Consider the following 15,374-nt stretch of genomic DNA (forward strand, 5'->3'; position numbering starts at 1 on the left):
AGTGAACGTTGATTTAATGAGAAAAATAGATTATTACGTAGGTGTTCCGCTGACATTTATCGGTACGATCATGGACAAGACCATGAAGATATTTTCTTCCGGCAAAAAAGTCAAACCGAAGAACGTCCTCTTGATAGAACTCTCCGAAATGGGAAGCGCCATCATCGTCGATCCCGCTATGAGAAAACTCAAAGCAAACATACAGGGCGAACTCTTTTTTGTCATCTTCAGCAAGAACAAAGTAAGCCTTGACCTTTTAAAGACCGTAAAAAACCAAAACATATATACACTTGATGAAAGCAGTCTCATCTCACTTATCGTAAGTGCCATAAAATTTATATTCTGGTGCAGAAAGAACAAAATAGACTCCACGATAGATCTGGAGCTTTTTTCCAGGGTTACGGCTCTTTTATCGTTTGTAAGCGGTGCAAAGAACCGTGTCGGTTTTCACAGTTTTCATAACGAAGGGTTGTACCGCGGCGATTTTTTGAGCAAAAAAGTAGCGTATAACCCGCATCAGCACATCGCAAAGAGTTTCGTTGCACTAGTCGACGCGCTTCTCAGCGAAAAAGATGAGATCCCATTTACCAAACGTGTCATCCCAGACGAAGAGATCCGTATCGCAAAAGCCGTCATTGACGAAACGGATCAAAGAGAAGTGTTGGAGATCATCTCAAAAATGTACAGTGGATTCGATGAAAAAACAAACCCTGTCATACTGGTCAATTCAAATGCTTCGGATCTGCTTCCTCAGCGCAGATGGGATAGAAAAAACTACTGCGAGGTTATTAAAAAGATTCTTGCGTACAATGACAAAGCCCTCATACTCCTGACGGGAGCGCCTGCCGAGTTTGAAGGTGCGCAAGCCCTTGCGGACTGCGTTAACAATGCGAGATGTATCAATTTTGCGGGCGGAGTCAAGTTCTTGCAGCTCCCTACTCTGTACTCTCTCAGTGCGTTCATGCTCACAAACGACTCGGGTCCTGCACACTTCGCTTCTATTACCGATATGCATACTTTTGTGATCTTCGGCCCGGAAACTCCTGCACTTTACGGCTCTTTGGGACCGACGACTCCTATCTTTGCGGGTATGGCGTGCAGTCCTTGCGTCAGTGCGGCTAACCATAGAAAAACACCGTGTACGGACAACCAGTGCATCCAAGTCATCACGCCTGACTGGGTGTTCAATACTCTCAAATTTAAACTAGATGAAATTGCTAAATAAAGAGCACTATCCGCTTTTTTACTTCATCGCTTCAGTAGCCGTGATAAGGCTGCTTTTATCCGCGCATGTCGGTCTTGGGGTCGATGAGGCCCACTACGTACTATACGGTCTCAATCTCAACTGGAGCTATTTTGACCATCCTCCGCTCGTAGGGTGGACGGAAGCGTTTTTTACGTCCATATTCGGCGTAAACGAGTTTGGTGCAAGGATCGGTGCCGTTCTTATCGGCTTTTTTACATCCCTGTTCGTATACAAGCTCATTTACGAGATAAGCAAAAGCTCTTCGACCGCTTTTTTTGCCGTTCTTGCACTGCATGCATCGTTCTTGTTCAATGCTCTGTTCATTATGCTTCTGCCCGATACGTTTTTATTTTTACTTGTCATTCCTATCATATTTACCGTTGTGAAAGTAGAAAAAACGGGCTCTCTTTCATCGTGGATACAGTTGGGAATATTACTCGGTCTGGGCGGGCTTGCAAAATATACCGCCGTTTTGTTCATAATCCCCATAATCCTCTATGTCCTGATCAAAAGACGCTGGGACATGATCTTTACTTTCAAGATCATTCCCGCCGTCTTCATCGCACTCGTTTTGATCTCGCCGGTGATCTACTGGAATATAGAGCATGATTGGATAAGCTTCACCTACCAAAGTGGTCATGTCGTAGGGGAAAGCCGCATCGACTGGAAAGGGTTTTTCGGCTCAATCGCTGCGCAGTTTGGAGCATACAACCCTCTGCTCTTTCCCGTAGCCTTTTTCGGTCTCTACAAAGCGCTTAAAAGCAAAGACGATACGATCTTTCTTTCGGGACTTTTTGGCCTTGTGCTTATCTCGTTCTTTACGTATGCGTCGCTGCATAAACCTGCCCTGCCTCACTGGAGTGCGCTTTTTTATCTGCTTTTCATTCCTATGGGAACATACTATATGCTCGAACTTGCAAACGGATACAAAAAATATTTGCGTGCAGCTGTTTGGTTCGGGCTTGTTGTCTCGGCTCTGGCATACGCCGAACTCGGCTTTAAAATGATCCCCCTGCCTGATTACCAATCGCTTCACCGTGATATATACGGCTGGGACACAATCCTAAAAGAGGCAAACGGCTTTGTCAAAGACAAAGAAAAAGACGCCATAGCCGTGACAAACTGGACACTGGCATCGCGTGCCATCTTTTACGATCAAAAATATAAAAGCAAGGTCTATCTGATAGACGACAGGTACGACCAGTTCGACATCTGGCAAAAAGGCTCGCCGATAGGAAAAAATCTGGTAATCATAGATACCCATTTTTTCCATAAAGACATAAGCAAATATATGAAATGCGACAGCATCGTAGAAGATAAAAGTTTCGATATCATGTTAAACTCTCACAAAGTAAACACCGTAAACCTGTTTACATGCAAGAACTACCAAGGACTCAAATGATCTTTTTGAAAAAACGGTATCTTTTTACGATCTCTCTTACCCTCTTGTTTATCATCTTTGCCTATCTTTATCTCGATAAAAACATAGCACGGTATTTTTTAGCACGAGCCTCGACCTACGAAGCGGCGGGTGATTTTATCAGTATCTTCGGCGAATCTTACTGGTATATCGGAGCAGCGCTTATCGGATTTCTATTTTTCGGATTTTTTAAGAAAAACGAGCTTTACAAACAGAGATTTCTGTTTCTGCTCTACACCAATCTTTTCTCCGGACTTCTCAGCATCATACTTAAAAACATCTTCGGCAGAATACGTCCATGGGGATTGCGAAAAGGCGGCGACGAGTATGGGTTTTTACTGTTTCAAAACTTCGATATGGGATTTGTCGAAAAGATGAAATACCATTTTGTCACGCTTGCCGACGCACCTACGACCTACACCTCGTTTCCTTCGGGCCACTCGACTACCGTATTTGCCGTATTTACCTATCTTATTCTTCTTTTTCCAAGATATCTCTATCTCTGGCTCGGTATCTCCGTTATCTTGGTCAGCGGAAGGATAATGGACAGCGATCATTTTTTAAGCGATATCACCGCCGGTGCGCTGCTTGGTACCCTCTCCACCCTGTTCTTATATTCAAAACTCAAAGAAAAAATATTCAAGCAAGCGGATGGTACTGCCTGACCGTGTCTTGAAGGTTTTGCTTTTGGACATGCGTATATATCTGAGTCGTCAGTAAAGAAGCGTGCCCCAGCAGTTCCTGAACAACTCTCAGATCCGCTCCCCCGATGATAAGCGAAGTCGCGTAAGAGTGTCTTAAAACATGCGGAGAAACCCCCAGATACTTCTGCGTAATCTTATATGCAGATATGCGGCTGAGAGGCTTGCCTTGATAGTTGAGCCAGATATCGTCCTTTTCAAAAGGGATCTCATTCAGATATGCGTCTATCGCTTTTAAAGAGATATCGGCTATCGGCACAATGCGTTCTTTGTCGCCTTTTCCATGTCTGATATGCAGCCATTCACCCTCGATATCTTCGCGTCTAAGTGCTAAAGCCTCGCTTATCCTTGTACCGCTGGCATATAAAAAAAGAATGAGCGCGTAATCACGCAGTCCTATCCACGACGATCTGTCTATAAGCGACAATGCTTTTTTGACGTCATTAAAAGATAAAAATTTCGGAAGAGTTTTTGGTATCTTTGAAAGTTTAAAACGGTTTTTCTCGTCTGCAAACCGACTCTTGTAGCAAAAATCGAAAAATGCGTTTACAGAAGAGAGTTTGCGGTTTAACGTACGCTTGTTGGCGTACTCGCTCAGAAAATTTAGAACCTCGTTTGAATCAAGCTTAATAAGAGGTTTTTTTAAAGCATCCTCTATATGCTTCAGATCGTTCTTATACGCTTCTATGCTTCTTTTGCTTAACGCTTTTGTGACCGTGATATACTCTATAAACGCTTCAAGTTCGTTCGACATTATTTTATGGAGAAATACTCGTCATCCACGTAAAACGCTTTATCTCCGACATAGACGTAGCTGTCTTTGCTTATACTTACGTCATACAGATCGTAAGATGAGAGATCTTTAGTAAGGGAGATGATATAGCCCTGCTTCTCGAGCAGATATACTCTTTTATCCGTTACTATCATCCCCAAAAAGTGGGCAAAAGGGAATTTTGTCTTTGCTTTTACCTGAAGAGACGGCGTCAGATTGACGACTTCACCCTGCTTTGTAGCTATATATATGCCGTCCTTGTCATATTTCATGTTGCGTATCTCATAAGGTTCGCGTATCTCTTTGTTCGTCAGCGACAGTATCTTGTATCCCGTCGCGGCAACAAGGTTGTCGTTGACTACGCTAAAAGCGGTTATATTGTTGAAATTTTCCGCACTGCTTACGATAATGGATCTAAGCACTTTTTTTTCTTTGGAGTTGACGATGACTATTCTTCCGTCAAGCGTCAAGAACAGAACAAGATCATCCAAAAAATAGGGATTGACGATCTTTGCATTGACGATGAGAGGAGCATTTCCCTGCGAATGAAAGATTATCTTTTTGGTTTTTACGGAATATATCGCCAACTCGTTGCTTGCAAAAAGCACGGCCAGAAGATCACCCTTTACACTGGCGGCGGCTACCGTTTTTTTGAGCTCGAAAATATCTTTGAGGGTTTTGTCGCTTTTAGATATAAGGGTCAGATTGCCGTCTATCTCCGATGTGATTATCCATTTATCGCTTACCCCGATGAGTCTCTCTTTGTCTATCGAAATACCCATGTCGATGACATTGTCTTTGACGATCACGCTTCCGTTTTGTAAAAGAGCCCCGTTTGAAGTAACGTCTACGATCGAGTCTTTCAGATCATTTTTATATTTCCACGAACCGACAGTGTCTTTCGCAGGTTCAAATACTTGTTTGCTGCTGCATCCGCCTAATACCAGTAAACTGAACAGGGCTGTAATATATAAAAAAGTTTTCACGTTTTACTTTACACCATAATGCATCAACGACATCGCTGCAGGATAAACCGGTGAAGAGGATGAGATCAGTGCGAGTTTTCTATGTGCCTGATCCAGCTTTTTTTCCTGCATAAGCAAAACGGCACTTTGCAAAGCAGACATATCTCTGTATATAGAATCCTCGTTATTTGTATAACTGTTCAGGTCAGCCTGTTTTTTCTCCAGAGACGCGATCTGATACGAAGCGAGATCGGACACGGCTAAAGCTTTTGAAGATCGCAGCTCCTTAAGCTTGCTTACATCTCCTTTTTCGATCGCCGTCGAGAGCATGTACAGATCATAAAGATTAGGATTTTTATCTTTTAATACAGCTAAAGCCTCTTTGTTGCCTGCATCTTTTTTCAAGATCATAAGGGCAGCGTTTGAAGCCTCTGCTTCGCTGTTTTTTATATATTCATAAACGATGTTTGCTCCGATGATCACGGCTGCGGCAACGGCCAGACCTATCAGCTTCGTCTTATACTTTTTTACAAAACGCTCAGTCTTAACGGCATTTTCAAAAAACTTCTCTTCTGCGTTAAGTTCATCTCTTACCATAGATATATTCTCTTTTAAGCTCAAAAATTATCTCCGTCTATTTAAATTGTCAATAATGATAGCAAATAGATTGTTAAAGTTTTGTGAAACAGCTTTTTTTTGTTACAATCTCCTATATAAAACAAGGGAGCCCAATGCAAGTCGATAATGCACTTTTAACACGTTTGGAAAAACTGTCATACCTCAAAGTATCCGATGAAAAAAGAGAGGAGATCATCGCTCAGCTTTCAGAAATCGTCTCGTTCGTCGATAACCTAAACGAACTGAATACGGATAATGTCGATGACAAGTTTTTTATGAACGATCAGGCTACGTTCACACGTGAAGATACAGAAAAATGCAATCGCAGCGTCAATGACGATATCTTAAAACACGCACCTGATGCTCAGGATCATTTTTTCATAGTTCCTAAAATCATAGAGTGATTTTTTTATGATCGTTGTAAACGGAATAAAAAATTGCGACAGCGTAAAAAAAGCCCTCAAATTTTTAAAAGACAACAATATAGAGTTCACCTTTAGAGATTTCAAAACAAAGAGTGCAGACTGCGACGAAATCTCGGCATGGCTGAAAAATGTAGATATAGATAAACTTTTTAACGCCAAAAGTACGACATATAGAAAATTAAACTTAAAAAAGCTAAACTTAGAGCAGACCGACAAGATCGATTGGCTGTGCAGAGAGAATCTTTTAATAAAAAGACCTGTAATACAATATCCGGGTGGTATAATAGTCGGATACGATAAAGAGATTTATGAAATGGAGTTTCTATGAGTCAAGAAGTTCAAAAACTAGACATAAAAAAACTTTTGAAAAGTGTTGTCGCCTATAAGGCTTCCGACCTTCACCTTGTCGCCAATTCCGAGCCTCAGATCCGCAGGGACGGAAGGCTTGTCGCTTTAAATCTTCCCGTTTTAGACGGTGACATGATCACCGATATGGCCTATTCGCTGTTATCGGAAAAACAAAAAAAGGATTTTGAGGAGTTCAACGAGCTCGATTTTGCGATAATGATCCCCGATGTCGGACGTTTTCGTTCCAACTATTACAAGACGATGGGCGATATAGCATGTGCTTTTCGTATCATCCCGACAGACATCCCTTCGCTTGACGATCTCAATGCCAAAAAGATATTTAAAGAACTCGTAAAGCGCGAAAAGGGCCTTATTCTTGTGACCGGTCCGACAGGTAGCGGTAAATCGACGACTCTAGCGGCTATGTTAAACGAGATAAACGAAACGGAGAAGAAACATGTTATCACCGTCGAAGACCCGGTCGAGTTCGTTCATAAAAATAAAAAATCCCTCTTTTCACAAAGAAACGTGGGAACCGATACGAACGGATTCCACACGGCGCTCAAATATGCACTGCGTCAAGATCCCGACGTTATCCTGATCGGTGAGATGCGTGACAAAGAAACCATCGGAGCGGCTTTGACCGCAGCAGAAACGGGACACCTCGTCTTTGGAACGCTGCACACCAATTCTGCACCGCAGACGATAAACCGTATCATCGACGTTTTCGGCGGAGATGAACAGCCGCAAGTAAGAGCACAGCTCTCGACTTCGCTGATCGCGGTTATCTCTCAAGCGCTTATCCCCCGCATAGGCGGCGGCCGTATCGCTGCACAGGAGCTGCTCGTCGTAAATCCTGCGATCGCAAACCTTATCCGCGAAGACAAGGTTCATCAGCTCTATTCTCAAATGCAGTTGAACCAACAGTCTACGAGTATGACCACACAAACACAGGAGATCATAGAGTTCTTAAGAAAAAAGATCATTTCAAAAGAAAACGCTATCGGTTTCTCAAACCGTCCAGAAGAGCTTATAAAGATGATAGAAGGTCTGTAACAAAAAAGAATTTTATACGAAATGCCGAGCTGCTAGAAGTAGCTTAAAGGGGTATTTTATTATCCCCCCAAGCGAACAAATTATGAAGAAGCTCTTACTTTTGAGCTTCTTTTAACGTATCTGCGATCAAAAATGCAAGTTCGAGCGCTTGATCCGCATTTAAGCGCGGGTCGCAGTGCGTATGGTAACGAGAACTCAAATCCTCTTCCGTGACGACAAAAGAACCGCCTATACACTCAGTGACGTTCCTGCCCGTCATCTCCAGATGCACACCGCCTCCAAAAGTACCTTCCGATTTATGTACCTGGAAAAACTGTTTCATCTCTGTCAAAATAGAGTCGACCGGACGAGTTTTAAAGTTGTTTGACGATTTTATCGTATTGCCGTGCATCGGATCACAGCTCCAGACCACTTTCATACCTTCGCGTTCAATGGCGCGGATAAGTTTAGGCATACCTTCACCCACTTTATCTGCACCCATTCTGACGATGATATTTAAACGTCCCGCTTCATTTTGAGGGTTCAATGCATTTACAAGTCTGATCAGATCATCGGGATCGGTCGACGGTCCCGCTTTGACACCGATAGGGTTTTTGATCCCCTTCATGTACTCTATATGCGCGCCGTCAAGCTGACGTGTTCTGTCTCCTATCCAAAGCATATGTGCAGAGGTATCGTACCATTCTCCGGTAAGTGAATCCTGTCTTGTGAACGCCTCTTCGTACGGAAGCAAAAGCGCTTCATGAGAGGTATAAAAATCCGTTTCACGCAAGGTTCTGTATGTACTTGACGTAATGCCGCATGCCGCCATAAACTTCAATGAAGTGCCGATATCTTCTGCGAGCTCCTCATATTTTTTGCTTATCTCGTTTTGCTGGGCAAAATCGAGTGTCCATTTATGAACCTGATGAAGATCTGCCAAGCCGCCCGATGCGAACGCTCTCAGCAGATTGAGCGTCGCTGCCGATTGGTTGTATGCTTTGATCATTCTTTCAGGGTCCGGAACGCGCGCTTGGGCTGTAAAGTCGACGCCGTTTATAATATCGCCCCTGTAAGAGTCCAATGTTACGCCGTCTATCGTCTCCGTATCGCTCGAGCGAGGTTTTGCGAATTGACCGCCAAGACGTCCGACCTTAACTACCGGCAGACCACCTGCATACGTCATGACTACGGACATCTGAAGTATGACTTTGAACGTATCTCTGATGTTTTGTGCATGAAATTCTGAAAAACTCTCCGCACAGTCTCCGCCTTGAAGTAAAAAAGCACGCCCGTTCGCGACTTCTGCCAATTGTGCTTTTAATGAACGCGCTTCTCCTGCAAAAACAAGCGGCGGATATTTTTTAAGTTCGCTTAAAACACGGTTTAGATGCTCCTGATCCGGATATACCGGCTGCTGCAGGATCGGTTTTCCTCTCCAGCTTGATGGATTCCAATTACTCATTTTTAAACCTTATTTACAATTATTATATAAAGGAAATAGTAGCTTTACATAAATACTATTTGATTACAAATTGCGTGATTTTACTAAAAAGTTCCTAAAATACCTCTGATTTTAAATTTTAAACGATCCAATTTCAAATATCATACCTCCTTAAAAGATATTTTTATACTTAAAAATGTATAATGACATCACTATTAAAAAATGAAAGTCAAAAAGATGAATAAATCTAATGCAAAAAAAATATTGGAAGAGTTATATAACGATATCACTTCAAAAATAGATGGCCAGGACGGCATAATATCAAAAGACCATCTTCTTGACTTGATGAGATCAACGGTCGACATGATTTCGAACCTGGATTTCGAACTGCCCGACGCACTTGACAGCTTAAGAAGATCCCTTGATGACGGCTTTAAGGACCTGGCAAAAGAGAGCATAAAACATTATGACGACACGAATAAAAAATTTGAAGAGCTCGCATTTAAGCACAAACAGACCATAGACGACTGCCAGGACCCTTTGATAAGCATAGAGGATATAACCGATAAGTTCAGCAGTATTCAAATGCATATGATCGAAGAGGTAAGCAAAGCGAACAATCTTATCTCGGATCTGACCAAAAAAGTAGAAAGACTTGAAAAGACTTCGCAGATCGATCATCTTACAAAAGTTTATAACCGCAAGATGCTCTCCGAACACCTTGCGAACATCTGTAAGAACCTGCATCATACAAATGACATTCATCTTTTTATGATCGATATCGACGACTTTAAGATCATCAACGACACCTACGGGCATGTGGTCGGCGACAAGGTTCTGATATTTTTAGCGAATATTTTGAGAAAGACCCTTCGAGACGGCGACAGGATATACAGATACGGCGGAGAAGAGTTCGTCGTTATTTTAAACCGTATCCAAAAGACCGAATGTGCGAACGTGGCAAACAGGATCGTTTCTTTGATGCAGACCAACAAGCTCATATATAAAGAGCTCAACATCAACGTCACGGTAAGTCTGGGTGCAACCACATTGCGAAATACCGATACCCCGGACACTCTGATCTCAAGAGCGGACAAAGCGCTTTACAAAGCAAAGAAAGACGGTAAAAATAGAATAGTATTGGATGAGAAAGATGGAAATTAGTTATTTTGACATCATAGTCGGAGCGATCATACTGCTCCTAGGTTTAAAAGGAATAATAAACGGCTTTTTTAAAGAACTCTTTGGGCTCATAGGTATAATAGGCGGTGTCTTTGTCGCTTCACGCGCAGGCGGCAGTATCGGTCAGATGCTGAGCGATTCTCTGCTGCATATTCAAAATCAGACCGCTATAAATTTTACGGGCTTTTTAGTGACGCTTGCCGTTTTTTGGCTGGTCATGGTCGGTGTCGGATTTGCGTTTAAAAAACTAAGCAAGCTGAGCGGGCTGGGTCCTGTAGATAAAATAATGGGGTTTGTCGTAGGTGCGGGAAAATTCTTTTTGATCATCGCTGTTATCGCATATGCGGTCTACAATATCAAAGTCATCAAAACAAATATGCAAGACACGATGAAAAGCAGTATCCTCTTTCCTGTCTTGGTGGAAACGGGTGGTTTTATCATGAAGCTTGACACTACCCAAGTCTCAAAAGATATTAACGAGACCGTCACTAAAAAACAAGAAGAGATGCAGACGCAGATAGAAAAAACCATAGCCGAAAGTAAAGACAAAGTCTTAAAAGACGTATCAGATCAGATCCAAAAGAACGAAGAAAATATGACAAATGAAGTCAAAGAGAAAATAAAAGACGCAATGCCAGAAGATATGAAAAAGAGAGTTAACTAAGATATGAACACATCGACAGATTTTACGGAGAGAACGGTAGAATACGAAAAGCTGCTTAACGATTTTAAAAACCTGCTCAAAAAAAACCATTTAAAATTCACTATTCAGCGTGAAGTCATCTTAGAAACCCTGTATAACTCGGATGAACATCTTTCACCGGAATCTCTATACAATCTGATCCAGGAAAAGTATCCCCAGTTAAACACGGGAATAGCTACCATCTACCGTACGTTGACGCTTCTGGAAGAATCGGAGATCGTCACTTCGCTCTCATTTGGCACCCAAGGCAAAAAATATGAACTGGGAGCCAAAGACCATCATGATCATATGATATGCACAAAATGCGGACATATCACCGAGTTTGTCGATGAAGAGATCGAAAAACGCCAGCAGACCATTGCCAAAGAACTCGATTTCAAAATGACAGACCATTCGATGCAGATATACGGCATCTGCAAAAACTGCCAATAACAACTTTACAAGGAACTCTAAATTGCCATTTAAGAACAAATATATTCAGCAACGTATAGAAAAAGCAAACCAGCTTAAAGAGCTGGGATACAACCCGTACTCGAACGAATCACACAGAAACACTACGATCTTAAAATATATGAATGTCAACTCCGACGTGCAGCATCTTGAGAACAGACGCGATGAGAACCGCAGCTACACCCTTAGCGGACGTATCAAGTTTTTCCGTATCATGGGAAAAGCAAGCTTTATAAAAATAGAAGACGAAAGCGGGATGCTGCAAGTCTACGTGGCACGCGACAATCTTCCTGAGGGTTATTACAATGATATCTTTAAAAAGATGATAGAAGTCGGCGATATCATCGAAGTAAGCGGCTACCCTTTTGTCACGAACCAAGGCGAGCTCTCTTTGCATGCAGATTCTCTAAAACTGCTTACAAAAGCGATCTCACCGCTTCCTGAAAAGTTTCACGGTGTCACAGACAAAGAGATAAGATACCGTCAGCGCTATCTTGATCTTATCATGAACAGCGAGATAAGAAAAACGTTTCAAACCCGTTCAAAGATCATCTCGCTTACGCGCAGATTCTTTGAAGACAAAGGATTCTTAGAGGTCGAGACACCTATGATGCATCCTATCGCGGGAGGAGCGAATGCCAAACCGTTCGTGACACATCATAACGCTCTTGGGATCGACAGATATCTCCGCATCGCACCTGAACTTTATCTAAAAAGATTGATCGTCGGCGGATTTGAAGCGGTATTTGAGATAAACAGAAACTTTAGAAACGAGGGGATGGACGCAACGCACAATCCTGAATTTACGTCGATAGAGTTTTACTGGGCATACAAGACGTACAAAGATCTGATCAGGATCACAAAAGAGTACTTCGAATATCTTTTTGACCATCTAAATCTGCCGACCGTTCTTCCTTACGGAGATCTCAAAGTTGATTTCGGTGACTTCAAAGAGATACCGCTTATCACGTCACTCTCTGAGATCGGCGGAGTACCCGAGGAGATCGTAAACGATAAAGAAAAAATACTGGAGTTTTTAAGAGCGAACAGCCTTGAAGCAAAAGAGTCCATGAACCTTGGACAGCTTCAAGGAGAGCTTTTCGACGAGTTTGTCGAAGCCAAACTGATCAATCCGACGTTTATCACGGAGTATCCTGTAGAGATATCTCCTTTGGCAAGAAGAAGCGACGAACATCCTGAGATAACGGAGAGATTCGAACTTTTCATCGCAGGCCGCGAGATCGCAAACGCTTTTAGCGAGTTAAACGATCCCGTCGATCAGCTTTCACGTTTTGAATCGCAGATGAGCGCAAAAGACGCAGGAGACGATGAAGCGCATGAGATGGATGTGGATTTCGTCAACGCACTTAGCTACGGAATGGCTCCAACTGCAGGCCAGGGTATAGGTATCGACCGACTTGTGATGCTTCTTACCAACGAACATTCCATTAGAGATGTACTGCTCTTCCCGGCGATGAAGCCTATACACAATGAGATAAAAGAGAGCGATGACTCTCAAAATGAAGAATAATTGAAGTTTAAATCATAAAAAGGATCAAAAGATGAGTTTTTTAAAAGAGTTTGACAGTGAAATATATGAGTTATGCGAAAAAGAGTTAGAACGCCAGACCGACCATTTGGAGATGATCGCGAGTGAAAACTTCACTCTTCCTGCGGTCATGGAAGCTATGGGAAGCGTGTTTACGAACAAATATGCCGAGGGTTACCCGCAAAAACGCTACTACGGCGGTTGTGAATACGCCGACGGTGTTGAACAACTGGCTATAGACAGAGCATGCGAGCTTTTTGGATGTAACTTTGCAAACGTACAACCGCATTCGGGAAGCCAGGCCAACGGTGCCGTTTATGCAGCACTTTTGACAGCGGGCGACAAGCTTCTTGGTATGGATCTAAGCCACGGCGGACATTTGACCCACGGCTCAAAAGTAAGCTTTTCCGGAAAGAACTACCATTCGTTTACTTACGGCGTGGAGCTTGACGGGCGCATCAACTATGAACGCGTTATGGATATCGCCAAGATCGTGCAGCCGAAGATCATCGTATGCGGTGCTTCCGCTTACGCCAGAGAGATCGACTTCAAAAAATTCCGCGAGATCGCAGATGCCGTAGGAGCGATCCTTTTTGCAGATATCGCACATATCGCGGGTCTTATCGCTGCGGGCGAGCACCCAAGCCCGTTCCCTTATGCCGATGTCGTAACTACAACAACCCACAAGACTTTAGCAGGTCCTAGAGGCGGTATGATCATGACAAACGACGAAGAGATCGCCAAAAAGATAAACTCTGCAATCTTCCCCGCGCTTCAAGGCGGACCTTTAGTGCATGTAATCGCCGCAAAAGCTGTCGGATTCAAACACAACCTCTCGCCTGCATGGAAAGAGTACGCAGTACAAGTGAAGAAAAACGCTTCCGTCTTGGCTGACGTATTGATGAAACGCGGATACGACGTAGTAAGCGGGGGTACGGACAATCATCTTGTACTTGTAAGCTTTATCAATAAAGATTTCAGCGGAAAAGATGCCGACGCGGCTCTTGGACGTGCGGGTATCACGGTAAACAAAAACACCGTTCCCGGCGAAACGAGAAGCCCTTTCGTGACTTCGGGTATCCGTATCGGAAGTCCCGCTCTTACTTCACGTGGTATGAAAGATGCTGAGTTTGAACTGATCGCAAACCGTATCGCGGATGTCCTGGACGATATCAACAATGAGTCCCGTCAAGCCGAAATAAAAGAGGAACTAAAAGCCTTAGCGAAGAATTTCGTAATATATAACCAACCGACATATTAAGACAAAAGGACAGAGATAATGACTGCAATGGATTTAAAACTTATAAAAATGGTGACGACCCATTATTGGCAAAAATGCGACAGGGTCGTCGACAAAATAAGTTTTAAAGGCAGAACATTTTTCAACAAGTTCGAAAAGGTGAACAAAACATTAACACAGTCCGTGATAAACGAGCATCTAAAAGGTAATATAACCGTTGCTCATTCACTCGTCAACGCCAGAGGTATCGTTGAAAACATCGTCATCGATTACAATGGCCGCGATCCCGAAAGATTTTACCATAAAGCTCAGCTTCTGCTGCGTGAAGAGGGATATATAAACTTCACCGCTTTTAAAACAAAAACGGAGGGACACCTGCATGTTTACGTACATAAAGGGCATACCACTTTACAAGAGGCTATACAACTTGGTAAAATGATTTCTATGAAATTAGCGGCGAAACAGCCCAAGCAATGGAAGATGTTTCCGAGTGACGATATGCCGCCGGAATACAACATATTGACGCTACCATATGAACTTTATGCCAAAGAGCGCGGGGCTTCTTGGTCAAAGCATATGTAACAAAGGAGCTATTATGGAAGAGAGAAACGAATTAAACGATATTATCCTCAACAAGGGTAATGATGCAGCAAGTTCAAGCAAGAAAGTTATTCTGGTCGTCGCTATATTGACGATTATTCTAATAGTCGTAGTAATGATCATGAAAAATTCAGGATCAAGTACCGTTGAAAACCTTCCTCAAGCTCAAGATACGGCAAAGACGAATCTGCCTCCAGAACCGCCGTCTCCTCAAGCAGACGCACAACAAAACAGTTCGCTTTTCGAACCTGTCGAAATTGTAAAAGAGGATAAGAAAACAGATGACGACCTTGACAAAATAGCTAAAAAACTAAAACAGGAAAGTTTGACTCAAAACGAGATGAAACCTGTACAAGAGACAGCAAAACCTTCCGTTAAACCGAGTTCAAGCGAGGCAAAAGCAAAAAAACCTACAAAAGCACCTGCTGCTAAAACCACAGGTACAAAAAAGATATATGTCCAAGTCGGCTCTTTTGCAAAATATGAACCGGATAAAAAGTTCCTGGCATCGATTAAAAAACTCGGTTATGAATACAGCTATCATAAAGTCCAAAGAAACGGTAAAACCATTAACAAGGTCTTGGTAGGTCCATTTACAGGAGAAGCGGATGCAAGAGAAGCTTTAAAAAATATACGTAAGAATATAGAGCCGGGTGCTTTTATTACAAAAAAATAG

General features: G+C 42.7%; 17 protein-coding genes. 13 read left to right on the plus strand and 4 right to left on the minus strand.

The genetic code is table 11. From position 1 onward, the window contains the following. The first annotated feature begins 1 nt into the window (after position 1). The 3 genes from WCY03_RS06850 to WCY03_RS06860 are packed head-to-tail and all read left to right on the plus strand — an operon-like array spanning position 2 to position 3,331. Complete coding sequence (locus tag WCY03_RS06850; RefSeq protein WP_345991456.1) at positions 2 to 1,225, plus strand: glycosyltransferase family 9 protein; 1,224 nt, start codon at positions 2 to 4, stop codon at positions 1,223 to 1,225. Continuing rightward, the gene (locus WCY03_RS06855) at positions 1,209 to 2,648 is read left to right on the plus strand and encodes a glycosyltransferase family 39 protein (protein ID WP_345991458.1); all 1,440 of its coding nucleotides are present in this window, start codon (positions 1,209 to 1,211) and stop codon (positions 2,646 to 2,648) included. Before WCY03_RS06850 ends, WCY03_RS06855 begins: the two co-directional genes overlap by 17 nt. Next, positions 2,645 to 3,331, plus strand: coding sequence for a phosphatase PAP2 family protein (locus WCY03_RS06860; RefSeq protein WP_345991460.1), 687 nt, complete (start codon positions 2,645 to 2,647; stop codon positions 3,329 to 3,331). Before WCY03_RS06855 ends, WCY03_RS06860 begins: the two co-directional genes overlap by 4 nt. Here WCY03_RS06860 and WCY03_RS06865 read toward each other — a convergent pair. Genes WCY03_RS06865 through WCY03_RS06875 form a run of 3 tightly spaced genes read right to left on the minus strand, consistent with a single transcriptional unit; the run spans position 3,306 to position 5,725 of the window. Next, on the minus strand, positions 3,306 to 4,121 hold the full coding sequence (locus tag WCY03_RS06865) for a tyrosine-type recombinase/integrase (protein WP_345991462.1): 816 nt from the start codon (positions 4,119 to 4,121) through the stop codon (positions 3,306 to 3,308). The two genes, WCY03_RS06860 and WCY03_RS06865, sit on opposite strands and share 26 nt — an antisense overlap. Beyond that, entirely contained in the window at positions 4,121 to 5,125 is a 1,005-nt protein-coding gene (locus WCY03_RS06870; RefSeq protein ID WP_345991464.1) for a hypothetical protein, read from the minus strand. Before WCY03_RS06870 ends, WCY03_RS06865 begins: the two co-directional genes overlap by 1 nt. A gap of 3 nt (positions 5,126 to 5,128) precedes the next feature. Continuing rightward, the gene (locus WCY03_RS06875) at positions 5,129 to 5,725 is read right to left on the minus strand and encodes a hypothetical protein (RefSeq protein ID WP_345991466.1); all 597 of its coding nucleotides are present in this window, start codon (positions 5,723 to 5,725) and stop codon (positions 5,129 to 5,131) included. A gap of 110 nt (positions 5,726 to 5,835) precedes the next feature. Between WCY03_RS06875 and gatC the strand changes: the two genes are divergently transcribed. The 3 genes from gatC to WCY03_RS06890 are packed head-to-tail and all read left to right on the plus strand — an operon-like array spanning position 5,836 to position 7,551. Further along, positions 5,836 to 6,126 (plus strand): Asp-tRNA(Asn)/Glu-tRNA(Gln) amidotransferase subunit GatC, encoded by a 291-nt coding sequence (gatC, locus tag WCY03_RS06880; protein ID WP_345991467.1) that lies wholly within the window; start codon positions 5,836 to 5,838, stop codon positions 6,124 to 6,126. Between the two features lie 7 nt (positions 6,127 to 6,133). Continuing rightward, on the plus strand, positions 6,134 to 6,475 hold the full coding sequence (locus tag WCY03_RS06885) for an arsenate reductase family protein (protein WP_345991469.1): 342 nt from the start codon (positions 6,134 to 6,136) through the stop codon (positions 6,473 to 6,475). Further along, positions 6,472 to 7,551: a type IV pilus twitching motility protein PilT gene (locus WCY03_RS06890; RefSeq protein ID WP_345991470.1), complete on the plus strand. Its 1,080-nt coding sequence runs from the start codon at positions 6,472 to 6,474 to the stop codon at positions 7,549 to 7,551. The genes WCY03_RS06885 and WCY03_RS06890 overlap by 4 nt, the downstream gene beginning before the upstream one ends. A 94-nt stretch (positions 7,552 to 7,645) precedes the next feature. On the opposite strand, the gene WCY03_RS06895 is transcribed toward WCY03_RS06890, so the two are convergent. After that, entirely contained in the window at positions 7,646 to 8,995 is a 1,350-nt protein-coding gene (locus WCY03_RS06895) for a 3-deoxy-7-phosphoheptulonate synthase class II (protein WP_345991471.1), read from the minus strand. 216 nt (positions 8,996 to 9,211) lie between these two features. Between WCY03_RS06895 and WCY03_RS06900 the strand changes: the two genes are divergently transcribed. From WCY03_RS06900 to WCY03_RS06930, 7 genes are read left to right on the plus strand one after another with little or no spacing between them, the layout of a single operon-like run. Beyond that, entirely contained in the window at positions 9,212 to 10,138 is a 927-nt protein-coding gene (locus WCY03_RS06900; RefSeq protein ID WP_345991473.1) for a GGDEF domain-containing protein, read from the plus strand. Further along, on the plus strand, positions 10,128 to 10,820 hold the full coding sequence (locus WCY03_RS06905; RefSeq protein ID WP_345991475.1) for a CvpA family protein: 693 nt from the start codon (positions 10,128 to 10,130) through the stop codon (positions 10,818 to 10,820). The genes WCY03_RS06900 and WCY03_RS06905 overlap by 11 nt, the downstream gene beginning before the upstream one ends. 3 nt (positions 10,821 to 10,823) lie before the next feature. Further along, positions 10,824 to 11,291, plus strand: coding sequence for a Fur family transcriptional regulator (locus tag WCY03_RS06910; protein WP_345991477.1), 468 nt, complete (start codon positions 10,824 to 10,826; stop codon positions 11,289 to 11,291). 22 nt (positions 11,292 to 11,313) lie between these two features. Next, entirely contained in the window at positions 11,314 to 12,840 is a 1,527-nt protein-coding gene (gene lysS, locus WCY03_RS06915) for a lysine--tRNA ligase (protein ID WP_345991479.1), read from the plus strand. A gap of 31 nt (positions 12,841 to 12,871) precedes the next feature. Beyond that, positions 12,872 to 14,119, plus strand: a complete 1,248-nt coding sequence (locus tag WCY03_RS06920; protein WP_345991480.1) for a serine hydroxymethyltransferase — start codon at positions 12,872 to 12,874, stop codon at positions 14,117 to 14,119. 18 nt (positions 14,120 to 14,137) lie between these two features. Next, on the plus strand, positions 14,138 to 14,680 hold the full coding sequence (locus WCY03_RS06925) for a DUF1882 domain-containing protein (RefSeq protein WP_345991482.1): 543 nt from the start codon (positions 14,138 to 14,140) through the stop codon (positions 14,678 to 14,680). Between the two features lie 13 nt (positions 14,681 to 14,693). Then, positions 14,694 to 15,374, plus strand: a complete 681-nt coding sequence (locus WCY03_RS06930) for an SPOR domain-containing protein (protein WP_345991484.1) — start codon at positions 14,694 to 14,696, stop codon at positions 15,372 to 15,374.

This window comes from Sulfurimonas sp. HSL-1716, assembly GCF_039645975.1.
Lineage (GTDB): Bacteria > Campylobacterota > Campylobacteria > Campylobacterales > Sulfurimonadaceae > Hydrocurvibacter > Hydrocurvibacter sulfurireducens.

Coding starts and splice junctions, on each gene's coding strand:
- WCY03_RS06855 (WP_345991458.1), top strand. CDS start 1,209: ATGAAATTGCTAAATAAAGAGCACTATCCGCTTTTTTACTTCATCGCT.
- WCY03_RS06860 (WP_345991460.1), top strand. CDS start 2,645: ATGATCTTTTTGAAAAAACGGTATCTTTTTACGATCTCTCTTACCCTC.
- WCY03_RS06865 (WP_345991462.1), bottom strand. CDS start 4,121: ATGTCGAACGAACTTGAAGCGTTTATAGAGTATATCACGGTCACAAAA.
- gatC (WP_345991467.1), top strand. CDS start 5,836: ATGCAAGTCGATAATGCACTTTTAACACGTTTGGAAAAACTGTCATAC.
- WCY03_RS06885 (WP_345991469.1), top strand. CDS start 6,134: ATGATCGTTGTAAACGGAATAAAAAATTGCGACAGCGTAAAAAAAGCC.
- WCY03_RS06890 (WP_345991470.1), top strand. CDS start 6,472: ATGAGTCAAGAAGTTCAAAAACTAGACATAAAAAAACTTTTGAAAAGT.
- WCY03_RS06895 (WP_345991471.1), bottom strand. CDS start 8,995: ATGAGTAATTGGAATCCATCAAGCTGGAGAGGAAAACCGATCCTGCAG.
- WCY03_RS06900 (WP_345991473.1), top strand. CDS start 9,212: ATGAATAAATCTAATGCAAAAAAAATATTGGAAGAGTTATATAACGAT.
- WCY03_RS06905 (WP_345991475.1), top strand. CDS start 10,128: ATGGAAATTAGTTATTTTGACATCATAGTCGGAGCGATCATACTGCTC.
- WCY03_RS06910 (WP_345991477.1), top strand. CDS start 10,824: ATGAACACATCGACAGATTTTACGGAGAGAACGGTAGAATACGAAAAG.
- WCY03_RS06920 (WP_345991480.1), top strand. CDS start 12,872: ATGAGTTTTTTAAAAGAGTTTGACAGTGAAATATATGAGTTATGCGAA.
- WCY03_RS06925 (WP_345991482.1), top strand. CDS start 14,138: ATGACTGCAATGGATTTAAAACTTATAAAAATGGTGACGACCCATTAT.
- WCY03_RS06930 (WP_345991484.1), top strand. CDS start 14,694: ATGGAAGAGAGAAACGAATTAAACGATATTATCCTCAACAAGGGTAAT.